We start from the raw sequence: 22,165 nt of genomic DNA, 5'->3' as shown, positions 1-22,165 counted from the left end.
AGAAGAAGGGCAGAAAGGCCACCAGTCTAGCGCGTAAGGGGGCCGGTTGCCGCCGGGGGGCGCACCGGCGCGGCGTTGCGGCGGCGTTGCACCGGCCGGCGTATGCTGCAGGCCTGTCCCATGGAGCCCGCTGATGTACATCGTGTACAAGGCCGACAATCTCTTTGATGCCCATCTGGTCAAGCACGCGTTGGAGGATGCAGGCATTCCGGCCTTCGTGTTTGGCGAGCAGCTGCTCGGCGGCATGGGCGAGTTGCCGCTGTTCGGGGTGCTGCGCGTGGGCATCCCCGATGCAGCGCGTACGCAGGCCGAGCAGATCGTGGGCGGACTTGACTTGGGCCAGGGCCCGTCCGACCCCATTTCCGATGCAGATGACATGGCCGGTCTGCCGGCATAGGAGCGTATATGTTGGGACTTGGACAGGGCATGCTGGGCATTGGTGCCTTCAAGCAGCGTCTGCCACGGGCCGAGGAGGCACTGCCTGGGCGGGAGCAGCCATTGCCGCTGCACAGCAACCAGCATTACGTGAACAGCCACCCGCTGAAGGATCGCTTTGCCGGGCTGCAGCAGGTGCGATTCGCGATGGGCTGCTTCTGGGGCGCAGAGCGCATGTTCTGGACCCTGCCGGGCGTGTACAGCACCTCGGTCGGCTACGCCGGGGGCATCACGCCGAATCCGACCTATGAGGAGGTGTGTTCAGGGCTGACGGGGCATACCGAGGTCGTGCAGGTGGTGTTCGACCCGGCGGTCGTGAGTCTGGAGACCCTGCTGAAGGTGTTCTGGGAAAGCCACGATCCGACGCAGGGCATGCGCCAGGGCAACGACACCGGTACGCAGTATCGTTCGGCGATCCATGTCACCGACGAGCAGCAGTTGGCGTTGGCGGTGACCAGCAGGGACGCCTACCAGGCGCAGTTGAAGGCGGCCGGCTACGGGCCGATCACAACGGAGATCGTCCATCCGGCACCGCCGTATTACTACGCCGAGGACTATCACCAGCAGTATCTGGCCAAGAACCCCAACGGGTACTGCGGCATCGGTGGTACCGGGGTGAGCTGCCCGATCGGCCTGGCCGTGTGAGCGCGCAGGCGCCGCGCCGCTGTTGGGCGGCCCTGCTCTGGCAGGTGACGACCGTTGGTCGTCACGCTGTTGATGTGCGCGGAATGCCGCCGCGCCTTTGCGCGGCACGCCGGCCGCGGGTTGGCTCTACCGGCCCGCCCGCCTCAGAGTTCGGCGCGGATCCGGTCGCGAAGTGCGTTGAGGTCCTTGGTGAACGACTCGATGCCGGTGCTCAGCTTTTCCGTTGCCATCGGGTCTGCCGCCAGATCGCTGGCAAACCGTGCAGCATCGATCGGCGCGCCGTCGAATGCTTCGCTCGCACCGGCGCTCAACCTGCGGGGCAGGTCACCGTGGTCGGCGTCGAGCTTTTCCAGCAGATCCGGCGAAATGGTCAGGCGGTCACAGCCGGCCAGCGCCTCGATCTGCGCGGTGGAACGGAACGAGGCACCCATCACCACGGTCGGCGAGCCGCGGCGCTTGAACTCGGCATAGACACCGCGCACGAATTTCACGCCAGGATCTTCGTCGATGCTGGCCGGGGTCTGACCATTGGCCACGTACCAGTCCAGAATGCGCCCCACGAATGGCGAAATCAGGAAGGCGCCGGCTTCACTGCAGGCCAGCGCCTGGGTCTGATTGAAGATCAGCGTCAGGTTGCAGTCGATGCCTTCGGCCTGCAGCACGCGCGCAGCCTCGATACCGGCCCAGGTGGCCGCGATCTTGATCAGGATCTTCTCGCGCGGTACCCCTGCATCGGCATACATCTGCACGAACCGGCGCGCCTTGGCCACCGTGGCGGCGGTGTCCTCGGAAAGGTCGGCGTCCACTTCAGTGGAGACCCGTCCCGGCACCAGGGTGCTCAACAGCGCGCCCACGCCTACCGTCAGGCGGTCGGCAACAGCGCTTACCACGGTCTCGCGGTCGCCGCCCTGCTGCCGGCCCCAGGCCAGCTCGCGCGTGATCAGCTCGGCATAGACCGGCAGGTCCAGCGCCTTCTTCACCAGGGTCGGATTGGTCGTGCAGTCCACCGGCTGCAGGCGTTTGATCGCCTCGTAGTCGCCGGTGTCGGCTACCACTACGGACAGTTCGCGCAGCTGGGAGAGTTTGGACGGGGTGGTGCTCATTGCAGCTCCAGAGGTTGAGGCTGGGCGCGCGCGGTCGAGCGCGCAGCGCCAGGAATACAGGGTCGCTCAGGCCGGGTCGTTGTGCACCGCGGTCACCCGCAGGCGCAGCTTGCGACCACCCGGGGCGGTCCAGTCGATGCTCTGGCCGACGGCCAGGCCCAGCAGGGCACTGCCGACAGGCGCCAGTACCGACACCTTGCCCTCATCGACATTGGCTTCGCGGGGGAAGACCAGGGTCAGCACGTGCGTCTCGCCAGAGACCTCATCTTCGCATTCCACGCGCGAATGCATCATGACGATGCCTTCCGGCATGTCCTTGGGGTCGAGCACGGTGGCTCGGTTCAGTTCATCGGCCAGGGCAAGCGCCGCTGGCGTCTGGCTCAATGCCGGCGACTCGAGGATGGCATCGAGCCTGTTGAGGTCGAGGGTGGAAACGGTGATGGACGGCGGCAGGCCGCTGGCACTGGTCACAGGTGGTGCTCCTTGTTGAATGAGGGCCAAGCAAAAGGCGGCGCCTGTCGGCGCCGCCTGATCCTATTGTGGGGACAAACTGCCCGGGAATCGACCCGGGCCTTGACCTGCCACAGCTGACATTGTGCTCTGGCTCAGTCCCGCACGGAAGCCGCGCTGCGGCGGGAGGGAGGACGCTGCGGTGGCGGCGCTGCGGCACGCAACTGGAACAACCCGGCAGGGAGATGTTTGAACTGTTCGGAAAACTCAAGCAGAAAGCCGTTCATCGCCGAGCTGCGGCGCCACGCCATGGCGATGCGTCGGCTGGGCTGGCCTTCGCCGACGAAATCGAGCAGATGGATGCTGTCGGAGCGGGGTACCGGCGGTTGCACCGACAGCGAGGGCAGCAGCGTGATGCCCACGTCGGCAGCGACCATTTGACGCAGCGTCTCCAGGCTCGTCGCCCGGAACTCCGATTTTTCGTTGGCACCGAACAGGCGGCACACTTCCAGCGCTTGGTCACGCAGGCAATGACCGTCTTCGAGCAGCAGCAGCCGCTGCGCCGACAGCTCCTGTACATCCAGACGCGCGCGTCGTGCCAATGGATGTTGGGCCGACACCGCCAGCAGAAACGGCTCTTCGAACAGGAACTCGGCATGCAGCTGGTCGTCGATGACCGGCAGGGCCAGCAACGCCGCGTCCAACTTCCCCTCACGCAGCCGGCTCAGAAGCACATCGCTTTTCTCCTCCACCAGCAGCAGTTCCAACTGCGGGAAGCGGTCACGGATGCGCGGAATCACGTGCGGCAGAAGGTAAGGGCCGAGCGTCGGGAAAATTCCCAGCCTCACCGTTCCCGCTTCCGGGTCCCGGCTGCGCCGGGCAGCTTCCTTCATCTGCTCGACTTCGGCGACGATCACCCGGGCCCGGGCAGCGGCATCCTGCCCGGCAGGGGTCAGCATGACCTTGCGCGGAGCGCGCTCCACCAAGGGCAGGCCGAGCTCTTCCTCCAGTTTGCGGATCTGTGTGGAAAGTGTGGGCTGGCTAACGAAACAGGCGGCTGCGGCGCGGCCAAAGTGCCTGTGTTCGGCTAGCGCCACCAGGTACTTCAGATCACGTAGGTTCATCCTGGGACCTCATGGGTAACGGACCGGGTGACGGCGTGGCTTACCCAGTTGGCTTACGCTGCTCCTGCGGTGTAGGCGGGAGCTCCTTGTCAGGCAGCTTGGGCGACAGCACCGCTGCTCTTGTCAGTGATGGACGAACGGATCAGGTGGTCAAACGCACTCAGTGCGGCAGTCGATCCGGCGCCCATGGCAATGATGATCTGCTTGTACGGTACGGTAGTGCAATCACCGGCGGCGAAAACGCCCGGAATACTGGTCTGGCCCCGGTCGTCGATGACGATTTCGCCCCGGGGCGACAGGGTGATCACGTCGCGCAACCATTCCGTATTTGGCAGCAAGCCAATCTGAACGAAGATGCCTTCCAGTTCCACGCGATGAGAATCGCCGCCCACGCGGTCGCTATAGACCAGGCCGGTGACCTTCTGGCCATCGCCCAGCACCTCGGTGGTCTGGGCATTGGTGAGCACGGTGACGTTGGGCAGGCTGCGCAGTTTCTTCTGCAGCACTTCGTCTGCGCGCAGCGCAGTGTCGAATTCCAGCAGCGTGACATGTGCTACCAGCCCGGCCAGGTCGATGGCTGCCTCCACGCCCGAGTTGCCGCCGCCGACGACCGCCACGCGCTTGCCCTTGAACAACGGGCCATCGCAATGCGGGCAGTAGGCCACGCCCTTGTTGCGGTACTGGTCTTCGCCGGGCACGTTCATCTGGCGCCAGCGGGCACCGGTGGAGAGGATCACCGAGCGTGACCTGAGCACCGCACCATTCTCCAGCTCGACCTTCAGCAGACCATCCTCGCCGGCGGGGTGCAGGGCGCTGGCGCGCTGCAGGTTCATGATGTCCACGTCGTACTCGCGCACATGCTGCTCCAGCGCCGCTGCCAGCTTCGGGCCCTCGGTCTCCGGTACCGAGATGAAGTTCTCGATGGCCATCGTGTCCAGCACCTGGCCACCGAAACGCTCAGCGGCGATGCCGGTGCGGATGCCCTTGCGCGCGGCGTAGATCGCAGCGGCAGCGCCCGCCGGACCGCCGCCGACCACCAGCACGTCAAACGCTTCCTTGGCCGCGATCTTCTCCGCATCGCGCTTGCCGGCGTTGGTATCAAGCTTGGCCACGATCTGCTCCAGGCTCATCCGGCCCTGGTCGAAGACTTCGCCGTTGAGATAGACGGTTGGCACCGACATGATCTGGCGTTGCTCCACCTCGTCCTGGAACAGGGCGCCGTCGATGGCCACGTGCTGGATGCGCGGGTTGAGTACGGCGGCCAGGTTGAGGGCCTGCACGACATCGGGGCAGTTCTGGCAGGACAGCGAGAAATAGGTCTCAAAGCGATAGTCGCCTTCCAGGTTCTGCACCTGCTCGATCAGCTCGGCGGTGGCCTTGGAGGGATGGCCGCCCACCTGCAGCAGGGCCAGCACCAGCGAAGTGAACTCGTGGCCCATCGGCAGGCCGGCGAAGGTCAGATGGATCTCCTGCCCCGGCGTGCCCAGGTCGAACGAAGGCACGCGGCCCTGTCCGTCGCGCAGCACCTGCAGCGAGATCATCGGCGACAGCCCATCAAGGGTCTGCAGCAGCTCCAGCATCTCCTGCGACCTGGCGCCGTCGTCGGCACGGGCCGTGATCTGGATCGGGCGGGTCACGCGCTCCAGGTAGGTCTTCAACTGCGACTGCAGGTTCGCGTCCAACATGGTCATCTCCGGGCTCAAGACAAAACGGGGGCGTGGCACCGCGATCAGACATCACGGACCAGCGGTGGGTAGGGGTGAACCCAAGGACGGAATGCACCTACGACGCCCTTGGGTTCACCCCCACGCCGGCCAGGCCGGCATGGGGATGGACGGGCCGCCACGTGGGGCAGCGGCCTGCAGATGCGACTTAGATTTTGCCAACCAGGTCCAGCGACGGGGTCAGGGTCTTCTCGCCTTCCTTCCACTTGGCCGGGCAGACCTGGTTCGGGTTGGCGGCGGTGAACTGGGCAGCCTTCAGCTTGCGCAGGGTCTCGGCGACGTCACGGGCGATCTCGTTGGAGTGGATCTCCAGGGTCTTGATCGTGCCGGCCGGGTCGATGATGAAGGTGCCGCGCAGGGCCAGGCCTTCTTCAGCGATATGCACGCCGAAGGCGTTGGTCAGCTGATGGGTCGGGTCGCCGACCAGCGGGAACTGGGCCTTGCCGACGGCCGGCGAGGTTTCGTGCCACACCTTGTGCGAGAAGTGCGTATCGGTGGTGACGATGTAGACCTCGGCACCGGCCTTCTTGAACTCGGCGTAATGATCGGCCGCGTCTTCGATCTCGGTCGGGCAGTTGAAGGTGAAGGCAGCCGGCATGAAGATCAGCACGGACCACTGGCCCTTCAGGCTGGCATCGGAAACCTTGATGAATTCGCCGTTGTGGAACGCATTGGCTTCGAACGGCTGGACCTTGGTGTTGATGAGCGACATCTGTTTTCCTCTGGGCTGGGGGAGTGGGTGAATCGACAGGAGCTAGGTTACAGACCTTGCCGAGATAAGAACAATCCATTGATTGCATAACTTCGATAGATAGAGGCTATCAAAATCCATGGTCTGATGGATTAACTGTTCATGGCTGCGGTCGAAGAGCCAACAGAATCAGTGACTTGCGGTAAGGCGCGCTGAGCCGGTCGATAGCATTCCTATATCTGTAGGCGGATTGCGTCGCGCCAAGGGTGCAGCGCGCCGCCGCTGCAGCGGTAAGCTGCGGCCCCCGCATCCAGGCCTTCCGATGAGCGCCGCATCCGATCCCGACGTCCGCCACCTGCTCGCCGATGCTGCCCGGCAGCTGGGCGGCGAGATGGCCCGCTTCGACGCTGAGCTGCTGCTGCTGCACGTGGTGCAACGTCCGCGCAGCTGGCTGTTCAGCCATGCCACCGACGTCGTTGCGCCGGCCCAGCAACAGGCATTCGCGTCACTGCTGGCACGGCGGCTGGCCGGGGAGCCAGTAGCCTATCTGACCGGCCACCGTGGGTTCTGGACACTGGATCTGCAGGTGGACAGCACCACGCTGATACCGCGCCCGGAAACCGAGCTGCTGGTCGAGCTGGCCTTGCAGCGCCTGCCGCCGGACCAGCCGCTGACGGTAGCCGACCTCGGCACCGGCAGCGGCGCCATCGCACTGGCCCTGGCCAGCGAACGGCCGCAGGCGGAGGTGCTGGCCACCGACGCCAGCGCCGGTGCGCTGGCTATGGCGCGGGCCAATGCGCAGCGTCACCAGCTCGGCAACGTGCGCTTCGCGCTGGGCAGCAGCGACTGGTTCGCCCCCCTGCAGGGCCGACAGTTCGCACTGATTGCCAGCAATCCGCCCTACATCGCCAGCGTCGATCCCCATCTGCACGCGGGCGACCTGCGCTTCGAGCCGCCGACCGCGTTGGCCTCCGGACTTGATGGACTCGATGACATCCGCCTGATCGCTGCAGGCGCGCTGCCGCATCTGCAGCCGGGGGGCTGGCTGCTGCTTGAACACGGTTGGGACCAGGGCGCGGCCATCCGCGCACTGCTTGAGCATGCCGGCCTGCAGGACGTGCGCACCGAACAGGATCTGGAGCAGCGTGACCGGGTCACGCTGGGGCGCCGCGCGGCCTAGAATGGGGGTTCTCCTGCCGAGGCAGGGCACCACCATGGAGCCGCACGCATGCGCACGCTGTACCCCGAGATCGCCCCGTACGAACAGGGCACCCTGAAGGTCGATGACCGCCACACCCTGTACTTCGAACAGTGCGGCAACCCCGAGGGCAAGCCGGTGGTGATGCTGCACGGCGGTCCCGGTGGCGGGTGCAGCGACAAGATGCGCCAGTTCCACGACCCGGCCAGGTACCGCATCATCCTGTTCGACCAGCGCGGCGCCGGTCGTTCCACCCCGCACGCCGACCTGGTGGACAACACCACGTGGGACCTGGTTGAAGACATCGAGAAGCTGCGCACCCACCTGGGCGTCGAGCGCTGGCAGGTGTTCGGTGGCAGCTGGGGCTCCACGCTGGCGCTGGCCTACGCACAGACCCATCCGCAGCGGGTGACCGAGCTGGTGTTGCGCGGCATCTTCATGCTGCGTCGGTGGGAGCTGGAATGGTTCTACCAGGAAGGTGCCAACCGCCTGTTCCCGGATGCCTGGGAACACTACCTCCAGCCGATTCCGCTGGTGGAACGGCATGACCTGATCTCCGCCTTCCATCGCCGCCTGACCAGCGAGGACGAGGCCACCCGGTTGGCCGCAGCCAAGGCATGGAGCGTGTGGGAAGGCGCCACCAGCTTCCTGCACGTGGACGATGACTTCATCAACAGCCACGAAGACCCGCACTTCGCGCTGGCCTTCGCCCGCATCGAGAACCACTACTTCGTCAACGGCGGTTTCTTCGAGGTTGAAGACCAGCTGCTGCGTGACGCGCACAGGATTGCCGACATTCCCGGTGTGATCGTGCACGGGCGCTATGATGTGGTGTGCCCGCTGGCCAATGCCTGGGACCTGGCCAAGGTCTGGCCGCGCGCCACGCTGGAGATCACCCCGGCCTCGGGCCACTCCGCATTCGAAGCACAGAACATCGACGCGCTGGTGCGCGCCACCGACAGCTTCGCCTGAGCACCGGCATATGCAGGGTAGAGCCGACCCATGGTCGGCTCACCGCGCAAAGCGCGGCGGCATTTTGCCGGAGCCGAAGCGTGACGACCAACGGTCGTCACCTGCCAGAGCAGACATGGCAGGCTGCCTACCAGTCGCCGGCCAGCAGGGTGTCGGCCAGCGCCTGCAGCTTGGGCGAACGCTGGCGCGCAGGTGGGTAGAGCAGCGAGAAGGCGCGCTCGCGGCCCTCGCAGTTCTGCAGCACGCGCTGCAGGCGGCCGTCGGCCAACGCGTCACGCACGGCGAACTCCATCACCTGGACGATGCCGATACCCGCCAGCGCCGCTTCCACCAGCGGATCACCGCTGTCGAACACCATCCGTGCCGTTGGCGTGTAATCCTGCTGCGCGCCATCGGCGCCGACGAACTCCCAGTCCACCAGTCGTCCGCTGCGCAGGTTGCGCATCGCCAGGCAGGTGTGGGTGGCCAGCGCGGCGGGCGTGGCCGGTATACCGTGGCGCTGCAGATAGCCGGGCGCTGCAACGGTGACCCAGCGCAGGGGCCGCAATGGTCGCGCGATCATGCGCACATCGCTTGGCGTCCCGGTGCGCAGCGCCGCATCAAACCCTTCTTCGACCAGGTCGACCACGCGGTCACTGAGCACGGCGTCGACCTGCAGCTGGGGATGGCGCTGCATCAGTCCGCCCAGCAGGGGCACCAGTACCTTGCGCCCGAACAGGGAGGGCGCGCTGATACGCAGCGTGCCTGACGGCATGGCGGGCCGGTCAGCCAGCTGCCGCTCGGCATCTTCAAGCCCGGCCAGCAACGGCGCCACCTGCTCGACAAACTGACGGCCGTCTGCGGTCAACGCAACATTGCGGGTGTTCCGCTGCAACAGGCGCACACCGAGTCCGGATTCGAGCCGGCTGATGGCGCGTGACAGCCCGGGTTGACTGACCCCGAGCTGCGCTGCCGCACGGGTGAAGCTGCGCGCCTTGGCCACCTGCACCAGCATGCGCACGGCGTTAAGGTCCATTGCAGGGCTACTCATGCATATGAGCATGACAGATCTCACGGCAAGGGGCTTCAAATGCGCCAGTGCATCAATGAGACTGCGCTCCCCACGCTGCACCGGATGTTCCGCATGTCATCGCTCCGCTTTCCCCGTCTGGCCCTGACGCTGCTGGCCACTGCCCAGCTGATCATCGCGCTCGACTCCACGATCATTTTTGTCGCCCTGCACGAGATGGGCCGCGCGCTGCAGATCAACGCGCAGCAGCTGCAGTGGGTGGTCAGCGCCTACACCGTGGCCTTCGGCGGTTGTCTGCTGCTGGGCGGTCGCGCCGCCGACCTGCTGGGCCGCAGGCGTGTCTACCGGGCCGGAATGCTGGTCTTCGCGCTGGCGTCGCTGCTCGGGGCGCTGGCCCCGCACGCCGGCCTGCTGGTGTTGGCCCGCGCCGCGCAGGGTATCGGCGCGGCGCTGCTGTTCCCCGCCACGCTGTCGCTGATCAACACGCTTTATGCCGAAGGCCCCGCACGCAATCGCGCGCTGGCCATCTGGAGCATGGCCAGCGCGGCGGGCCTGGCGCTGGGCACGCTGCTGGGCGGCGTTTTGACCCAGACGCTGGGCTGGCAGGCGGTGCTGGCGGTGATCGTGCCGCTGGCCGGTGCGTGTGCGCTGGGGGCCGGGGCATGGCTGCCCGCCGATGGCCCGCGCCTGCGCGGCCGGCGCTTTGATCTGGCCGGGTGCCTGGCCGTGACCGGCGGCGCCAGCCTGCTGGTCACCGCGTTCGTGCAGGGCCCGGAGTGGGGCTGGCTGGCGCCGGCCACCCTGGGCTGCCTGCTGCTGGCGATGCTGCTGCTGGCCGCGTTCGTGCGGATCGAAACACGCAGCGCCGACCCGCTGATGCAGTTTGCCCTGCTGCGTCTGTCCGGCCTACGTGCAGCGCTGGGGCTGACCTTTGCGTTCATGAGCAGCTTCGGTGTGCAGTACTACTTTCTGGCGCTGTACTTCCAGGACGGCTACGGCTGGAACCCGATGCAGGCGGGCCTGGCCTTCCTGCTGCCCACCGTGGTGTGCACCCTCGGCATCGGTGTGGCCGAACGGATGCTGGCCACACGCTCGCTGCGCCACGTGCTTGTCCTGGGCTTCGGCGCCGGTGCGCTGGGCATCGCAGCCGTTGCGATGGCCCTGCCGCAGGGGGCCGAGTACTGGCCGCTGGTGCCCGGCATCATGGTGCTCAGCCTGGGACAGGGCATGAGCTGGACGGCGATGTGGATTGTCGCCGGGCAGGGTGTACCGGCCGCGCAGCAGGGGGTGGCGTCTGGCATGGCTGCCACCGCGCAGCAGATCGGCGCCGCGCTGGGGCTGGCGGTGCTGGTGATGGTGGCCAATGCCGCACGCGGCAGCGCCCCGGCCGATAGCGCACCGGCCCTGCAGGGCATGGTCCATGCGCAGTACGGCGCGGCCGTGTTCGCAGTGCTCGGTGTGCTCATCGCACTCAGCCTGCGACGGAGCAGCACGGTCGCCTCGTCCTGTGGCTGATGCCGGGCAGAGCCCGGCACTACGTGGTCAGCGCCAGCAGGTCCGGCTGCAGCCGGGTGAAAATGCGTGCCAAGCGTTCGGCCCAGGCCTGCTGGCCGGCGGCATCGGCGATCAGATCCTGGCGGATTTCCAGCTCCACGTGCACCAGGCCGCGTCCTTCGCCATGCACGGGTACCGCATAGTCGCTGCTGCTGGACACCGAGTAGGGCTGGTTGTCGCCGACCACCAGGTCGCCTTCATCGGCCAGCGCCTGCAGCAGCAGGGCAGCAAAGCGGGTGTCGCGGTGATACAGCACGCCGGCATGCCAGGGCCGCGGGTGACCGTTCATCTGTGGGGTGAAGCTGTGCATCATCACCAGCAGGGTCGGTCGCGCGGCGGCCGCGCGTGCATCGAGTTCGGCGGCGATGCGCTGATGGTAAGGGGTGTGGATGGCGTCGATGCGCTGCTGACGCTGCGCGGCGGTCAAGCCGGTGTTGCCGGGAATCGGCGTGTGGTCGCTCACGGCAGGAATCAGCGTGGGCGAGGCCAGTGGCCGGTTGCAGTCGATGACCAGCCGCGAGTAGGTCTGCTCGATGGCCCATGCATCGAGCTGGTGGGCCAATGCCAGGGTGGTGCCGGCGATGCCGATGTCCCAGCCGATATGCCGGTCGCGCTCGGCCTGCGCGATGCCCAGGCCGTCCAGTGCCTGCGGTATCCGCTGGCCGGCATGGTCGGCCAGCAGCACGTACGGCGAGCGCCCGTGCGGTTGGTGGACGCGGAACACCGCCGGATCGTCCTTGTCCAGCAGTGCTGGCAGGTCACGCTCAGCCACGCGGGGTGCCATCCAGATGGTGCTCGATCATCCACAGGCCGGCCCAGAGCTTGGCATCCAGCTCGTAGCCCTCGCCGATCTTCTGTACCAGCCAGGCCGCGGCCTGCCGGCGTGGGATTGCGTGCACGGTGATGTCTTCGCTGTCATCACCGCCGCCCGCGCCGACCCTGCGCAGGTCTGTGGCCAGCACGAAGGCGATCTTCTCGCTGCTGGCACCGGAGGAGGTCGGGCCGGTCATCAGCACTTCGGCATGCGCGGCGGTCCAGCCGGTCTCTTCTTCCAGCTCGCGGATGGCCGAGGCTTCGACCGACTCGCCCGTGTTGATGTCGCCGACCAGACCGGCGGGCATTTCGATGGTGCGCGCCTGCAGGGGCACGCGGAACTGTTCGACGAACAGCACCTCATCGTCCGGCGTGACCGCGATGATGATGGCGGCCAGGCCGCCGGCATGGGTGCGCTCGCTGTACTCCCAGGTGCCGCGCACGACCATGCGCTGGTACTTGCCTTCAAAGACGACGCGGGGTGCTTCAGATACGGGCTTGCTCATGAGGGCTCGCTGACAGGGAGGAAGAAGACGGCGAGGGCACGGCATCGTCCAGGCCGGCTGCGGCGAACAGCCGTCGCCGGGTCAGCGGGCCGAAGCGCAACGTCTGGCACAGGCCGTCGAGCAGCTGGGCGTCAACCGCGCCGCGGGTGATGGGCGCGCCATCCAGCGGTGCATCCAGTGCGATCGTGGTCAGCTCCCGCCACAGCTGGGCATGCTCGCGCTGCTCGCGCAGGCGTACGGCCATCTGTGCCGCGCCACGCAGACGCAGGAAGGGCACTTCGTCCAGGCGCGCATACAGCGCGTCCATGCTGCCGAAGTGGGCCAGCAGGATCGCCGCCGATTTGCAGCCCACGCCGCTGATGCCGGGTATGTTGTCCACTGCATCGCCACACAGGGCCAGGTAATCGGCGATCTGGTGCGCATGCACGCCGTGGCGGGCCTTGACTCCGTCCATGCCCCAGCGTTGGTTGCGTGCGTAGTCCCACTGCTCGTCATGGGTGGACAGCAGCTGGGACAGGTCCTTGTCGGCCGACACGATGACGCCGCGGTAGCCGGCGGCACGGTGGTGATGCAGGGCGCTGCCGATCAGGTCGTCGGCCTCGTAGTCATGGTGGGCGAGCACGGTCAGGCCAAGCGCGGCGCACAGGGCCTTGCAGTGGATGAACTGGCGGCGCAGGGCTTCCGGTGCCGGCTCGCGGTTGGCCTTGTAGGCCGGATACAGGCGGTGCCGATAGCCGCTGTCGAGGGCTTCGTCGAAGGCGATGGCGATGTGCTGCGGACGCTCGCGCTCCAGCAGTTCCAGCAGGAACCGGGCAAAGCCGTGCACGGCGTTGGTCGGCCAACCCTGGGCGTCCTGGAACTGGTCGGGCAGTGAATGCCAGGCCCGGAACACGTAGATGCTGGCATCCACCAGGTACAGCGGCGGCGGCGGACGGCGTGTCATCGGCTGCAACGGCGGCAGTGCACTCACAGCGGGCCGTTCCAGTCCTGCAGCAGGGCAGCCGGGTCGGGTCGCTCGCGCTCCGGCACGACCGTGCGGGGCGTGCCGATATGGATGAAGCCGGCAATCTGTTCGCCTGCGGCCAGGCCCAGGTGGGCATGCACCGCCGGGTCGAAGGCCATCCAGGCGGTCAGCCACTGGGCACCGAAACCCAGCGCCTGCGCGGCCTGCAGCAGCGCAAAGCACACGCAGCCGGCGGTCATCAGCTGCTCCTGCTCGGGCACCTTCGGGTCAGGACGCAGGCTGGCCACCACGGTGACTACCAGCGGTGCATGGGAAAAGCGCTGGCGGTCCTTGTCCAGCTGCGCCTGGGAGATGCCGGGCTCGCGCTGCTGCGCGCGTTCGGCCAGGAACTCGCCGAAGCGGTGCCGGGCGTCGCCACGGAGGGTCAGGAAGCGGAACGGCACACGCTTGCCATGGTCCGGTACGCGGACCGCCGAGGTGAGCATGCGCAGCAGGGTGGCGGCGTCGGGACCGGGTTCGCCGAGCTGGCGCGACGGCACCGAGCGGCGGGCATCAAGGGCGAGCAGGGCGGCGGGGTCTGGCATGCGGCGGCCGGGAAGCAACAAGGGTAGTGCAGTATAGGCGCAGTGCCCGCACCGGTCGGGCCCGGCCGCCGCTGGGGCTGAACGGATGCTCACGATGGTCCCGCTATAGTCGACCGGCCGCGGCCCGGCCCGCCATTGCCTCCTTCAATGCCTGCAGAAGTGTGATGATCATCCAGCCCCTCCCTGCACGTGCAGTGGCGCAGCTACTCGCACTGCAGGCCCCGCAGGCCTTAGGATACGAGCCTTGCCGGACGACCGGTTTCGAGGTTTGGAAGTGAGGACTGTTTCACTGTCCGTTGGGTTCCGGTCGGTTTACGATCGATACACAGGCGCTGGGGAGGCGTTTGTTGTCGTGCCATCAATCAAGCTTCGAGTGTCTGCGAAGGCGGGGAGCCTTCACGCATGGTGACTGCGTCCGATCCACAGGGATTGCCGGGACGTGACCTGTCCTTGCTGATGCGCGCGCGCGAGGGCGTCCTGCCCGCGCTGGCGCAGGCGTTTGCAACCGTGCTGGCACGGTTTGACGATGTGCTTTTCGATCGCGCCGCCACCGCCGGCGCGTCGCAGCTGCTGTTTCTGGATGGCATGCGCGAGCTGCGCCGTCGCAGGGAGCAGATCGGCGAAGGGTTCACTGCGCACCTGCAGCACGCCTGGCAGGCACTGGAGGCCGCTGTGCCGCTCTCGGCCGAGGCCACGCTGTCCGGCCAGGTTGAGGACGGGCTGAGCCTGTTGTCTGAGCACGAGCTCGAATCACGGCTGGCTGTACGCCAGTTCGCGTCGGTGCTGCTGCGTGATTGCAAGGCCGTGCTGTCGCGATTGGACCGGCGGTTGGGCTGGATCGGCGGCAACCTGCCGTTGGATGCGGACACCAACCCGATCAGTCCGGAGCATCTGGGCGTGGCCCTGCACGCTGGCTTTGCCACCTGCGAGATGGCGCCGGAAGTGCGTCTGCTGGTGATCAAGCTGTGCGAGCGTGACCTGGCCGGCCCGATCAGCAAGATCTACGAGGGGCTGGACGAGCAGCTGGCCAAGGCCGGCGTGATGCCGCAGATGTCGGCGCCGCGCCGTCCCACGCCCTCGCGGCCGCCACCGCCGCCGCCGCGCGAGCTGGACGCGCAGGGCCAGCCGCAGGAAGAAGAATTCGAACAGCCCGGACCGTCGTCGTCGCCGGCCTGGGCGCAGCGTTTCACCGAGCGTTGGGCGCAGCAGCGTGGTCAGTTGCAGCATGGCGCCGAACCGGCGCACAGCGGCGGTGAGCAGGGCATGCTGCTCGATGCCCTGCACGAGCTGCTGCGACAGACCCGCAACGCGCGTGAGGATGTCACCTCGGCCGCGCAGGTGGCGGTGGGGCAGCAGCGGCCGTTGAGCCAGCGCGAAATGATGTCGGTCCTGTCGCTGCTGCAGGCCACGCCGAGTGCCACGCTGCGTGCAGCCATCGGCGAGGACGGCGAATCGCTGGCGCAGCGACTGAAGAGCGAAGTGCTTTCAGGCGCGACACGGCTGGGCGTTGACCCGAGCCAGGCGCGGCTCGACCCGCAGGACGAGGATGCGATCGACCTGGTGGGCATGCTGTTTGATGTGATGCTCGACGAGCGCGAACTGGAAGGGCGCTCGCGCGAGCTGATCGGCCGCCTGGTGGTGCCGTTCGTCAAGGTTGCCCTGCTGGACCGCCGGATGTTCGTGCAGAAGACCCACCCCGCACGCAAGCTGCTCAATTCATTGGCCGAAGCCTGCGAGGGCAACACCGGCGAGAGCCAGGCCGAGCGCGTGCTGATGGGCAAGGTCGAGGAGGTCATCGACCGTCTGGTGGCAGAGTTCAACGAAAACCTGGCCATCTTCCTCACGCTCGAAGAAGAGTTCCGCGATTTTCTGGTCCAGCACCGCCGGCGCATCGAGATCGCCGAACGCCGTGCGGCCGAAACGCAGCGTGGGCAGGAAAAACTGGAAATGGCCCGCAAGCGCGCCGGCGCCGAGCTCGACCGGCGCATCGCCGATGCCACCCTTCCGGCCGCGGTGGCCGAGTTCCTGCGCCAGCCCTGGCAGCATCACCTGACCCTGGCCCTGCTGCGTGAGGGTGAGGACGGAGCGTCGGTAAGCGAGGCACTCGCGTTGGCCGACGGCATGCTCGACGAGGTGGCGCAGGCGCGCCGCCATATTGTCGGCAAGCCGTGGTTGCAGGCCTGGCAGGTCGGCCTGACCCGCGTGTTCGCCAGCGTCGGTGTGCACGGTGATGCCGCCAGCCGCGCCATCGATGCACTGCACGACACGCTGCAGGGCATCGCCGAATCGCGGCCGGAACTGCAGCGCGATCTGCCGGAGCTGCCACAGGTGGCGCTGCCAGCGCCGCCCGCACAGGAGCTGCCACCGGTGGAACTGGGTGCGACCGTGCGCCAGGAGGACTTCGACAATGGCGAGGCAGAGCGTTTTGCGCGCATGGAGATCGGCAGCTGGCTGGACTTTGTCGACAAGGACGGCAAGGTGCAGGCAGGCAAGCTGTCGTGGATCAGCCCGATCTCCTCGCGTCTGCTGTTCGTCAACCGCCGCGGCGTGCGCTTCTGCGTGGCTTCGCCCGAAGAACTGGCGGTGATGGTGCGGTTGGGACGGCTGCGGCCGCACGTTGACGACGGCGCCTTCGACAGCGCCATGCAGGGCGTCATCGACCGGCTGGACCCGGGCAACAGCACCCTGCACTGAGCGATGGCACGCCACGGCTGCCATCGGCGCGGCCGCAGCGCTAAGATCGGACCCACACCGAACGACGGACAAGCACATGGCCGTGGCGTTGCTGGGAGTAAAGGAGACTGCACCAGGTGAGCGCCGCGTCGCGCTGACCCCGGAGACGAGCCGGAAACTGGTCGCGCTGGGCGCCACCGTGTGGTTCGAGGCGGGGGCCGGCCAGCAGGCTGGCTTTGCCGACCAGGCCTATCTGGAGGCTGGCGCGCTGCCCTGTGAGGACAGCCGCTGGGCCGAGGTCGATGTGCTGCTGTGCGTGCAGGCGCCTGCGGCAGCGCAGCTGGCCCGGCTCAAGCCGGGCGCCAGTGTGATCGGCCTGCTGCGGCCGGAGGCCGATGCCGCCCTCGCTGCGCTGGCGCAGACACTGCAGGTGTTTCCACTGCAGCAGCTGCCGCGCACCACCCGCGCGCAGGCGATGGACGTGCTCAGTTCGCAGGCCGGCATGGCCGGCTACAAGGCCACCTTGATCGCCGCTACGCGGGCGCCGCGCTTTTTCCCGATGCTGACCACCGCCGCCGGGACAGTGCGACCGGCCAGGGTGCTGGTGATGGGCGCCGGCGTCGCCGGTCTGCAGGCGATCGCCACCGCGCGTCGGCTCGGTGCGCAGGTAGAGGGCTTCGACGTCCGGCCGGAAACCCGCGAACAGATCCAGTCGCTGGGCGCGCGCTTTCTCGACCTGGGCGTGAGCGCGGCCGGCGAGGGTGGCTATGCGCGCGCGCTGACCGATCAGGAGCGCAGTGCGCAGCAGGCACGTCTGGCTGCCCATCTGCGCGGCGTGGATGTGGTGATCTGCACGGCAGCGGTGCCCGGCCGACAGGCACCCACTCTGGTGACCGCCGCGATGGTGGAAGGCATGGCCGCTGGCAGCGTGATCATCGACCTGGCTGCAGAGAGCGGGGGCAACTGTGCGCTCACCCGGCCCGGCCAGTGCATCGAGCATGCCGGTGTGGTCATCGACGGCCCCGTGGATCTGGCCAGCCTGGGCGCGACCCAGGCCAGCGAGATGTACGCGCGCAATCTGCTCAATTTCACCGCGTTGTTCCTGCGCGATGGCGCCATCGCGTTCGACTGGGAAGACGAACTGCTGGCTCGCACGCGCTGGCAGCCTGCAGCCGCCGAGACCTGAGCGGAAGTGAAGAGCGGCGCATCGCGTGCCGGGCTGGTTAAGATGCATCCACGAAGACAGAGCAGGAGCGTTGCCGGTGAGTGACGGATTCGTAGCGCTGTACATCTTCATGCTGGCGGCCATCGCCGGCCACGTCATCATCGCGCGGGTGCCGGTGATCCTGCATACGCCTCTGATGTCCGGGTCGAACTTCATCCACGGCATCGTCCTGATCGGGGCGATGGTGGTGCTCGGCCATGCGCAGACACCGCTGGAAAAGGTGCTTGGCTTCGTCGCTGTGGTGCTGGGCGCAGGCAACGCAGTAGGCGGTTACGTAGTGACCGCACGCATGCTGGAGATGTTCAGACCCAGCGCGCCGAAGCCGCCGGCCTCGCCGGAACCGCAACCCGGGGAGTCGCAGCCATGAACATCAGCACCGCTGCGCTGCTCGACTGGCTGGTCAAGGCCAGCTATCTGGGGGCTGCCACATTGTTCCTGCTGGGGCTGCAGCGCATGGCCTCACCGCTCACTGCCCGCAGCGGCATCCGCTGGGCGGGGGCAGGCATGCTGCTGGCCACGCTGGCGACCTTCCTGCTGCCCGAGCTGCACAACGTGCCGCTGATCCTGGTGGCGCTGGTGCTCGGTGCGGGGCTGGCGTGGTGGTCGGCGGGCAGGGTCGCGGTCACCGACATGCCGCAGATGGTCGCCCTGTACAACGGCATGGGCGGTGGCTCGGCGGCCGCGATCGGTGCGGTCGAGCTGTTGCGTTATGCCTTCCTGGCGCACCGTGACACGCGGCATTGGAGCGAGCAGGCGCTGGCCGACCTGGCAGCGCGGCAGCCCTCGGCAACCGTGCTGGCGCTGGCGGTGGTCGGCGCAGCGATCGGCGCGGTGTCCCTGTCGGGCTCGGTGATCGCCTGGGCCAAGCTCGATGGGCGTCTGGACAGGCGGATCACCTGGCCCGGCCAGCAGGCGCTCAACCTGCTGGTCGCCGCAGCGGTAGTGGTCCTCGGCATCGTCGCCGCCACCACGCTGTCGCATGCGGCGATCATTGCGTTCTTCGCGCTGGCGCTGGCTCTTGGCGTGCTGATGACCCTGCCGATCGGCGGCGCCGACATGCCGGTGGTGATTTCGCTGTACAACGCGTTTACCGGGTTGGCAGTGTCCTTTGAAGGCTATGTGCTGGGCAACGAAGCGCTGATCATCGCCGGCATGATGGTCGGCGCTGCCGGCATCCTGCTGACGCGGTTGATGGCAAAGGCGATGAACCGACCGGTGCGCAACGTGTTGTTCTCCAACTTCGGCGGCGGGGCAGGCGGCCAGGCGCAGGCGATCACCGGGTCGCAGAAGCCGATCGATGCGGCCGACGTGGCCGCGATGATGGCCTACGCCGAGCGCGTGGTGGTGGTGCCGGGCTATGGCATGGCGGTGGCGCAGGCCCAGCACCGGATCTGGGAACTGGCCCAGCGCCTGCTCGCGCGGGGGGTCAAAGTGGCCTTCGCGATCCATCCAGTGGCCGGGCGCATGCCGGGGCACATGAACGTGCTTCTGGCCGAGGCCGGGGTGCCGTATGACCTGATCGCGGACATGGACGACATCAATCCTGCGTTCGCCACCACCGACGTGGTGCTGGTGATCGGCGCCAACGATGTGGTCAACCCCGCCGCGCGCACCGATCCGGCCAGTCCCATCCATGGCATGCCGGTGCTGGACGTGGTGAACGCCCGCAATGTCGTGGTGATCAAGCGCGGGCGGGGAACCGGTTTTGCCGGCATCGAGAATGCGCTGTTCTACGCGGACAACACCCGCATGCTTTATGCCGACGGCGCCGACGCCGCCGGTGCGCTGGTGAGCGAACTGAAGGCTCTGGAGGGCGGTCACTGATGCCGTATGAACCCGCCGCCGGCAATGCCGGCACCTGCCGGTGGCCGGGCGTTGCCCGGCTGCGCTTCGGCCGGACCTGACGGTCGGCAGCTGGTCTCGGAAAACAGGACGGCTGCGCTCAGCGCGCCAGCCAGGCTCCAAGCACGGTCGCAACGCCCAGCCAGATCCAGTCCATCGGGCTGTTGGCCAGCGATACCAGCGTCCAGGCCAGATGCGGTCCCATGCGCAGTGCGGACTCCCACGGCGCCAGCCCCATCGAGCCGCCCAGCCAGGCGCTGGCGATGCTCCACCAGGCCAGCAGGGTGATCAGTACCGTCCCCGCGCTGACCAGCACCACGCGCAAGGGGCCGCCCCGCAGCGTTCCCAGACGCAGCATGAACAACAGTTCCAATGCGACCAGCACGGCCATCCAGCCAAGCTGGCGTCCGGTGAGCAGCGCCAGGAAGACCCAGGCAAGCAGAGCGGTGACAGCGCCCAGTGCCAGCATCAGGGGCCACAGCCAAATCAGGGTTCTGGCAGGTACGGAGGTGGGGCGCATTCGGACTCCTTGGTTCACCCACAGGATACTGTGGTTTGCCGCAGTGCACGGGCGGCTCCGGGCGCGCTGGGCTAAAATAGCCGCTTGCGCGTCCCGTCGCGGCCCCCATATCGAGTCCCATGTATTCCCGCAGCAGTGAACCTGTCCACTTCGAACGCGACTGTGAGGCCGTCATGGTCCCGCAGGGCGAAACGGTGACCCTGCCCGCCGGCAGCTATGGCTACATCACCCAGGCGCTGGGTGGCAGCTATACCGTATTCGTCGAAGGCAACCTGTTCCGCATCGCCGGCAAAGATGGTGATGCCATCGGCAAGGAGGCACCGGCGCCGCTCGAACTGCCCGCTGACGCCAGCGATGAGCAGGTCGAGCAGCTGGTGTGGCAGCAGCTGCGGACCTGCTTCGACCCGGAGATTCCGTTCAACATCGTCGACCTGGGTCTGGTCTACGAAGTCGACCTGAAGCACCTCGACGATGGTCGCCGCGAGGTCGAGGTCAAGATGACCCTGACCGCACCCGGCTGTGGCATGGGCGAGATTCTTGTCGATGACGTGCGCAGCAAGCTGGAAATCATCCCGACCGTGGCCGAGGCCGACGTCGAGCTGGTGTTCGACCCGCCGTGGGGTCGGCACATGATGTCCGAGGCCGCGCGCCTCGAGACCGGCATGCTCTGAACCCCGGCACGCCTTACGCTCCAGCGCGCCCCCCACCGCGCCTCCTGCAACCCTCGCAACCCAGAACAGGATCACACCGGTGTCCCAGTCCAACCCCAGCTTCGCCGTCACTCCGTCCGATCATCCGCGCAGCGCGCAGGAACGGGCCAGCATCCTGGAAAAGCCCGGCTTCGGCCTGCATTTCACCGACCACATGGTGGAAGTGCGCTGGGACAAGGATGCGGGTTGGCACAACGCCAACGTGCGTGCCTACGGCCCGCTGCAGCTGGACCCGGCCGCCGCCGTCCTGCACTACGGCCAGGAAATCTTCGAGGGCATCAAGGCCTACCGCCATGCCGATGGTTCGGTCTGGACCTTCCGGCCGGAGGCCAACGGCCGCCGTCTTCAGCGTTCGGCCCAGCGTCTGGCGCTGCCGGAGCTGCCAGTGGATATCTTCGTCGAGTCGCTCAGGCAGCTGGTCGCGCTGGACCACGACTGGGTCCCGTCGGCGGAAGAGTCGAGCCTGTATTTCCGTCCGTTCATGATCGGCGATGAGGCCTTCCTCGGCGTGCGTGGCGCGCACAAGGCCGGCTACTACGTGATCGCCAGCCCGGCCGGTCCCTATTTCGCAAAGGGCGTTGCGCCGGTGTCGATCTGGCTGTCCACCGAATATGCGCGCGCTGCCAAGGGCGGTACCGGTGCCGCCAAGTGCGGGGGCAACTATGCGGCCTCGCTGCTGCCACAGCAGAAAGCGCAGGCCCAGGGCTGCTCGCAGGTCCTGTTCCTCGATCCGGTGGAGGGCCGCTACCTGGAAGAGCTGGGTGGCATGAATGTGTTCCTGGTCTACAAGGATGGCACCCTGGTCACCCCGGCGCTGTCGGGCAGTATTCTGGAGGGCATCACTCGCGAAAGCATCCTGCAGCTGGCGCGCGATCGTGGCATGAATGTGGTCGAGCGCCAGGTCAGCATCGACGAGTGGAAGGACGGTGTGGCATCCGGTGAGATCACCGAGGTGTTCGCCTGCGGTACCGCCGCGGTGGTGACCCCGATCGGCCAGCTCAAGGGCGAGGGCTTCTCGGTAGGTGACATCAACGCACCGGCCGGCGAAGTGACCCTGTCGCTGCGCAAGGAGCTGACCGACATCCAGTACGGCCGTGCACCCGACCGCCATGGCTGGCTGGTGCGCCTGTACTGAGCCACCGCCGCACGCGCCCTATCGACCGGGGTGCGCGCAGCAGAGAGACCCGCCTTCGTGGCGGGTTTTTTTTTGGAAGACGCGTGCGCAGGATCAGCTGCAGGGTGGGAGCCCACTTGCAGATCGTGACAGAAAGGAAGGTTTCCCGGGCCGGGCCTGCCGTTTTCCCGATAGTGACGGTGGCGACTGGTTGCGACCATGCCGCGCTGCCCAAGCCCAAGCCCAACGCGGGCGGGCAGAGCGCTCCCTGCCAGCAAGCCTGGCCGCGTACAGCGCGCAACCGCGGGA

The 22,165-nt window shown here is 67.3% G+C and carries 22 protein-coding genes; 11 read left to right on the top strand and 11 right to left on the bottom strand.

Annotated elements, in window-relative coordinates; genetic code table 11:
- Nucleotides 1-133 precede the first annotated feature (133 nt).
- Together RZA67_RS12550 and msrA are read left to right on the top strand one after the other, a co-directional pair.
- Entirely contained in the window at nt 134-397 is a 264-nt protein-coding gene (locus tag RZA67_RS12550; protein WP_317213059.1) for a DUF2007 domain-containing protein, read from the top strand.
- Nucleotides 398-426: 29 nt separating this feature from the next.
- Complete coding sequence (gene msrA / locus RZA67_RS12545; protein ID WP_317214011.1) at nt 427-1,080, top strand: peptide-methionine (S)-S-oxide reductase MsrA; 654 nt, start codon at nt 427-429, stop codon at nt 1,078-1,080.
- 143 nt (nt 1,081-1,223) lie between these two features.
- Here the strand turns inward: msrA and RZA67_RS12540 are convergent, their stop codons facing one another.
- From RZA67_RS12540 to ahpC, 5 genes are all read right to left on the bottom strand, one after another.
- Nucleotides 1,224-2,183 (bottom strand): transaldolase, encoded by a 960-nt coding sequence (locus tag RZA67_RS12540; RefSeq protein ID WP_317213058.1) that lies wholly within the window; start codon nt 2,181-2,183, stop codon nt 1,224-1,226.
- 66 nt (nt 2,184-2,249) lie between these two features.
- A complete protein-coding gene (gene rnk / locus RZA67_RS12535) occupies nt 2,250-2,654 on the bottom strand; it encodes a nucleoside diphosphate kinase regulator (protein ID WP_317213057.1) in 405 nt (134 codons plus the stop codon).
- 134 nt (nt 2,655-2,788) lie between these two features.
- Nucleotides 2,789-3,757 (bottom strand): LysR substrate-binding domain-containing protein, encoded by a 969-nt coding sequence (locus RZA67_RS12530; protein ID WP_317213056.1) that lies wholly within the window; start codon nt 3,755-3,757, stop codon nt 2,789-2,791.
- Nucleotides 3,758-3,846: 89 nt separating this feature from the next.
- A complete protein-coding gene (gene ahpF, locus RZA67_RS12525; protein WP_317213055.1) occupies nt 3,847-5,442 on the bottom strand; it encodes an alkyl hydroperoxide reductase subunit F in 1,596 nt (531 codons plus the stop codon).
- Nucleotides 5,443-5,629: 187 nt separating this feature from the next.
- Nucleotides 5,630-6,193, bottom strand: coding sequence for an alkyl hydroperoxide reductase subunit C (gene ahpC / locus RZA67_RS12520; RefSeq protein ID WP_317213054.1), 564 nt, complete (start codon nt 6,191-6,193; stop codon nt 5,630-5,632).
- 301 nt (nt 6,194-6,494) lie between these two features.
- On the opposite strand from ahpC, the gene prmC reads away from it, so the two are divergent.
- Both prmC and pip read left to right on the top strand, forming a co-directional pair.
- Nucleotides 6,495-7,352, top strand: coding sequence for a peptide chain release factor N(5)-glutamine methyltransferase (gene prmC / locus RZA67_RS12515; protein WP_317213053.1), 858 nt, complete (start codon nt 6,495-6,497; stop codon nt 7,350-7,352).
- Between the two features lie 48 nt (nt 7,353-7,400).
- A complete protein-coding gene (pip, locus tag RZA67_RS12510) occupies nt 7,401-8,342 on the top strand; it encodes a prolyl aminopeptidase (protein WP_317213052.1) in 942 nt (313 codons plus the stop codon).
- A 127-nt stretch (nt 8,343-8,469) separates the two neighbouring features.
- On the opposite strand, the gene RZA67_RS12505 is transcribed toward pip, so the two are convergent.
- A complete protein-coding gene (locus RZA67_RS12505) occupies nt 8,470-9,357 on the bottom strand; it encodes a LysR family transcriptional regulator (RefSeq protein ID WP_317213051.1) in 888 nt (295 codons plus the stop codon).
- A 108-nt stretch (nt 9,358-9,465) separates the two neighbouring features.
- Here RZA67_RS12505 and RZA67_RS12500 point away from each other — a divergent pair, with 108 nt between their 5' ends.
- Nucleotides 9,466-10,866 (top strand): MFS transporter, encoded by a 1,401-nt coding sequence (locus RZA67_RS12500; RefSeq protein ID WP_317213050.1) that lies wholly within the window; start codon nt 9,466-9,468, stop codon nt 10,864-10,866.
- Between the two features lie 19 nt (nt 10,867-10,885).
- Here the strand turns inward: RZA67_RS12500 and RZA67_RS12495 are convergent, their stop codons facing one another.
- The 4 genes from RZA67_RS12495 to RZA67_RS12480 are packed head-to-tail and all read right to left on the bottom strand — an operon-like array spanning nt 10,886 to nt 13,772.
- Nucleotides 10,886-11,677 (bottom strand): N-formylglutamate amidohydrolase, encoded by a 792-nt coding sequence (locus tag RZA67_RS12495; RefSeq protein WP_317213049.1) that lies wholly within the window; start codon nt 11,675-11,677, stop codon nt 10,886-10,888.
- Complete coding sequence (locus RZA67_RS12490; protein WP_317213048.1) at nt 11,670-12,224, bottom strand: NUDIX hydrolase; 555 nt, start codon at nt 12,222-12,224, stop codon at nt 11,670-11,672. Before RZA67_RS12490 ends, RZA67_RS12495 begins: the two co-directional genes overlap by 8 nt.
- The gene (locus tag RZA67_RS12485; RefSeq protein ID WP_317214010.1) at nt 12,205-13,167 is read right to left on the bottom strand and encodes a 5'-3' exonuclease H3TH domain-containing protein; all 963 of its coding nucleotides are present in this window, start codon (nt 13,165-13,167) and stop codon (nt 12,205-12,207) included. The genes RZA67_RS12490 and RZA67_RS12485 overlap by 20 nt, the downstream gene beginning before the upstream one ends.
- Before the next feature lie 23 nt (nt 13,168-13,190).
- Complete coding sequence (locus tag RZA67_RS12480) at nt 13,191-13,772, bottom strand: nitroreductase (protein WP_317213047.1); 582 nt, start codon at nt 13,770-13,772, stop codon at nt 13,191-13,193.
- A 402-nt stretch (nt 13,773-14,174) separates the two neighbouring features.
- On the opposite strand from RZA67_RS12480, the gene RZA67_RS12475 reads away from it, so the two are divergent.
- The 4 genes from RZA67_RS12475 (at nt 14,175) to RZA67_RS12460 (ending at nt 19,494) form a co-directional block, all read left to right on the top strand.
- Complete coding sequence (locus RZA67_RS12475) at nt 14,175-16,466, top strand: DUF1631 domain-containing protein (RefSeq protein WP_317213046.1); 2,292 nt, start codon at nt 14,175-14,177, stop codon at nt 16,464-16,466.
- Nucleotides 16,467-16,542: 76 nt separating this feature from the next.
- Nucleotides 16,543-17,631, top strand: coding sequence for an NAD(P) transhydrogenase subunit alpha (locus RZA67_RS12470; protein WP_317213045.1), 1,089 nt, complete (start codon nt 16,543-16,545; stop codon nt 17,629-17,631).
- Nucleotides 17,632-17,707: 76 nt separating this feature from the next.
- Nucleotides 17,708-18,037: an NAD(P) transhydrogenase subunit alpha gene (locus RZA67_RS12465; protein WP_317213044.1), complete on the top strand. Its 330-nt coding sequence runs from the start codon at nt 17,708-17,710 to the stop codon at nt 18,035-18,037.
- The gene (locus tag RZA67_RS12460; protein WP_317213043.1) at nt 18,034-19,494 is read left to right on the top strand and encodes an NAD(P)(+) transhydrogenase (Re/Si-specific) subunit beta; all 1,461 of its coding nucleotides are present in this window, start codon (nt 18,034-18,036) and stop codon (nt 19,492-19,494) included. The genes RZA67_RS12465 and RZA67_RS12460 overlap by 4 nt, the downstream gene beginning before the upstream one ends.
- A gap of 118 nt (nt 19,495-19,612) precedes the next feature.
- On the opposite strand, the gene RZA67_RS12455 is transcribed toward RZA67_RS12460, so the two are convergent.
- Nucleotides 19,613-20,032, bottom strand: coding sequence for a hypothetical protein (locus RZA67_RS12455; protein WP_317213042.1), 420 nt, complete (start codon nt 20,030-20,032; stop codon nt 19,613-19,615).
- A gap of 119 nt (nt 20,033-20,151) precedes the next feature.
- Between RZA67_RS12455 and sufT the strand changes: the two genes are divergently transcribed.
- Nucleotides 20,152-20,703, top strand: coding sequence for a putative Fe-S cluster assembly protein SufT (sufT, locus tag RZA67_RS12450; protein ID WP_317213041.1), 552 nt, complete (start codon nt 20,152-20,154; stop codon nt 20,701-20,703).
- A 79-nt stretch (nt 20,704-20,782) separates the two neighbouring features.
- Nucleotides 20,783-21,877, top strand: coding sequence for a branched-chain amino acid aminotransferase (locus RZA67_RS12445; protein ID WP_317213040.1), 1,095 nt, complete (start codon nt 20,783-20,785; stop codon nt 21,875-21,877).
- Nucleotides 21,878-22,165 lie beyond the last annotated feature (288 nt).

It is taken from the genome of Stenotrophomonas sp. C3(2023) (assembly GCF_032911385.1).
Taxonomy (GTDB): Bacteria; Pseudomonadota; Gammaproteobacteria; order Xanthomonadales; family Xanthomonadaceae; genus Stenotrophomonas.
This window is presented reverse-complemented; position numbering and strand designations above follow the sequence as displayed.

Bases quoted from the DNA above. Each gene is read 5' to 3' on its own strand.
- RZA67_RS12500 (WP_317213050.1), top strand. From the start codon at position 9,466: ATGTCATCGCTCCGCTTTCCCCGTCTGGCCCTGACGCTGCTGGCCACT.
- RZA67_RS12530 (WP_317213056.1), bottom strand. From the start codon at position 3,757: ATGAACCTACGTGATCTGAAGTACCTGGTGGCGCTAGCCGAACACAGG.
- RZA67_RS12455 (WP_317213042.1), bottom strand. From the start codon at position 20,032: ATGCGCCCCACCTCCGTACCTGCCAGAACCCTGATTTGGCTGTGGCCC.
- ahpC (WP_317213054.1), bottom strand. From the start codon at position 6,193: ATGTCGCTCATCAACACCAAGGTCCAGCCGTTCGAAGCCAATGCGTTC.
- RZA67_RS12460 (WP_317213043.1), top strand. From the start codon at position 18,034: ATGAACATCAGCACCGCTGCGCTGCTCGACTGGCTGGTCAAGGCCAGC.
- sufT (WP_317213041.1), top strand. From the start codon at position 20,152: ATGTATTCCCGCAGCAGTGAACCTGTCCACTTCGAACGCGACTGTGAG.
- RZA67_RS12470 (WP_317213045.1), top strand. From the start codon at position 16,543: ATGGCCGTGGCGTTGCTGGGAGTAAAGGAGACTGCACCAGGTGAGCGC.
- RZA67_RS12485 (WP_317214010.1), bottom strand. From the start codon at position 13,167: ATGACACGCCGTCCGCCGCCGCCGCTGTACCTGGTGGATGCCAGCATC.
- RZA67_RS12490 (WP_317213048.1), bottom strand. From the start codon at position 12,224: ATGAGCAAGCCCGTATCTGAAGCACCCCGCGTCGTCTTTGAAGGCAAG.
- RZA67_RS12480 (WP_317213047.1), bottom strand. From the start codon at position 13,772: ATGCCAGACCCCGCCGCCCTGCTCGCCCTTGATGCCCGCCGCTCGGTG.
- ahpF (WP_317213055.1), bottom strand. From the start codon at position 5,442: ATGTTGGACGCGAACCTGCAGTCGCAGTTGAAGACCTACCTGGAGCGC.
- RZA67_RS12475 (WP_317213046.1), top strand. From the start codon at position 14,175: ATGGTGACTGCGTCCGATCCACAGGGATTGCCGGGACGTGACCTGTCC.
- prmC (WP_317213053.1), top strand. From the start codon at position 6,495: ATGAGCGCCGCATCCGATCCCGACGTCCGCCACCTGCTCGCCGATGCT.
- RZA67_RS12505 (WP_317213051.1), bottom strand. From the start codon at position 9,357: ATGGACCTTAACGCCGTGCGCATGCTGGTGCAGGTGGCCAAGGCGCGC.
- RZA67_RS12550 (WP_317213059.1), top strand. From the start codon at position 134: ATGTACATCGTGTACAAGGCCGACAATCTCTTTGATGCCCATCTGGTC.
- msrA (WP_317214011.1), top strand. From the start codon at position 427: ATGCTGGGCATTGGTGCCTTCAAGCAGCGTCTGCCACGGGCCGAGGAG.
- RZA67_RS12540 (WP_317213058.1), bottom strand. From the start codon at position 2,183: ATGAGCACCACCCCGTCCAAACTCTCCCAGCTGCGCGAACTGTCCGTA.
- pip (WP_317213052.1), top strand. From the start codon at position 7,401: ATGCGCACGCTGTACCCCGAGATCGCCCCGTACGAACAGGGCACCCTG.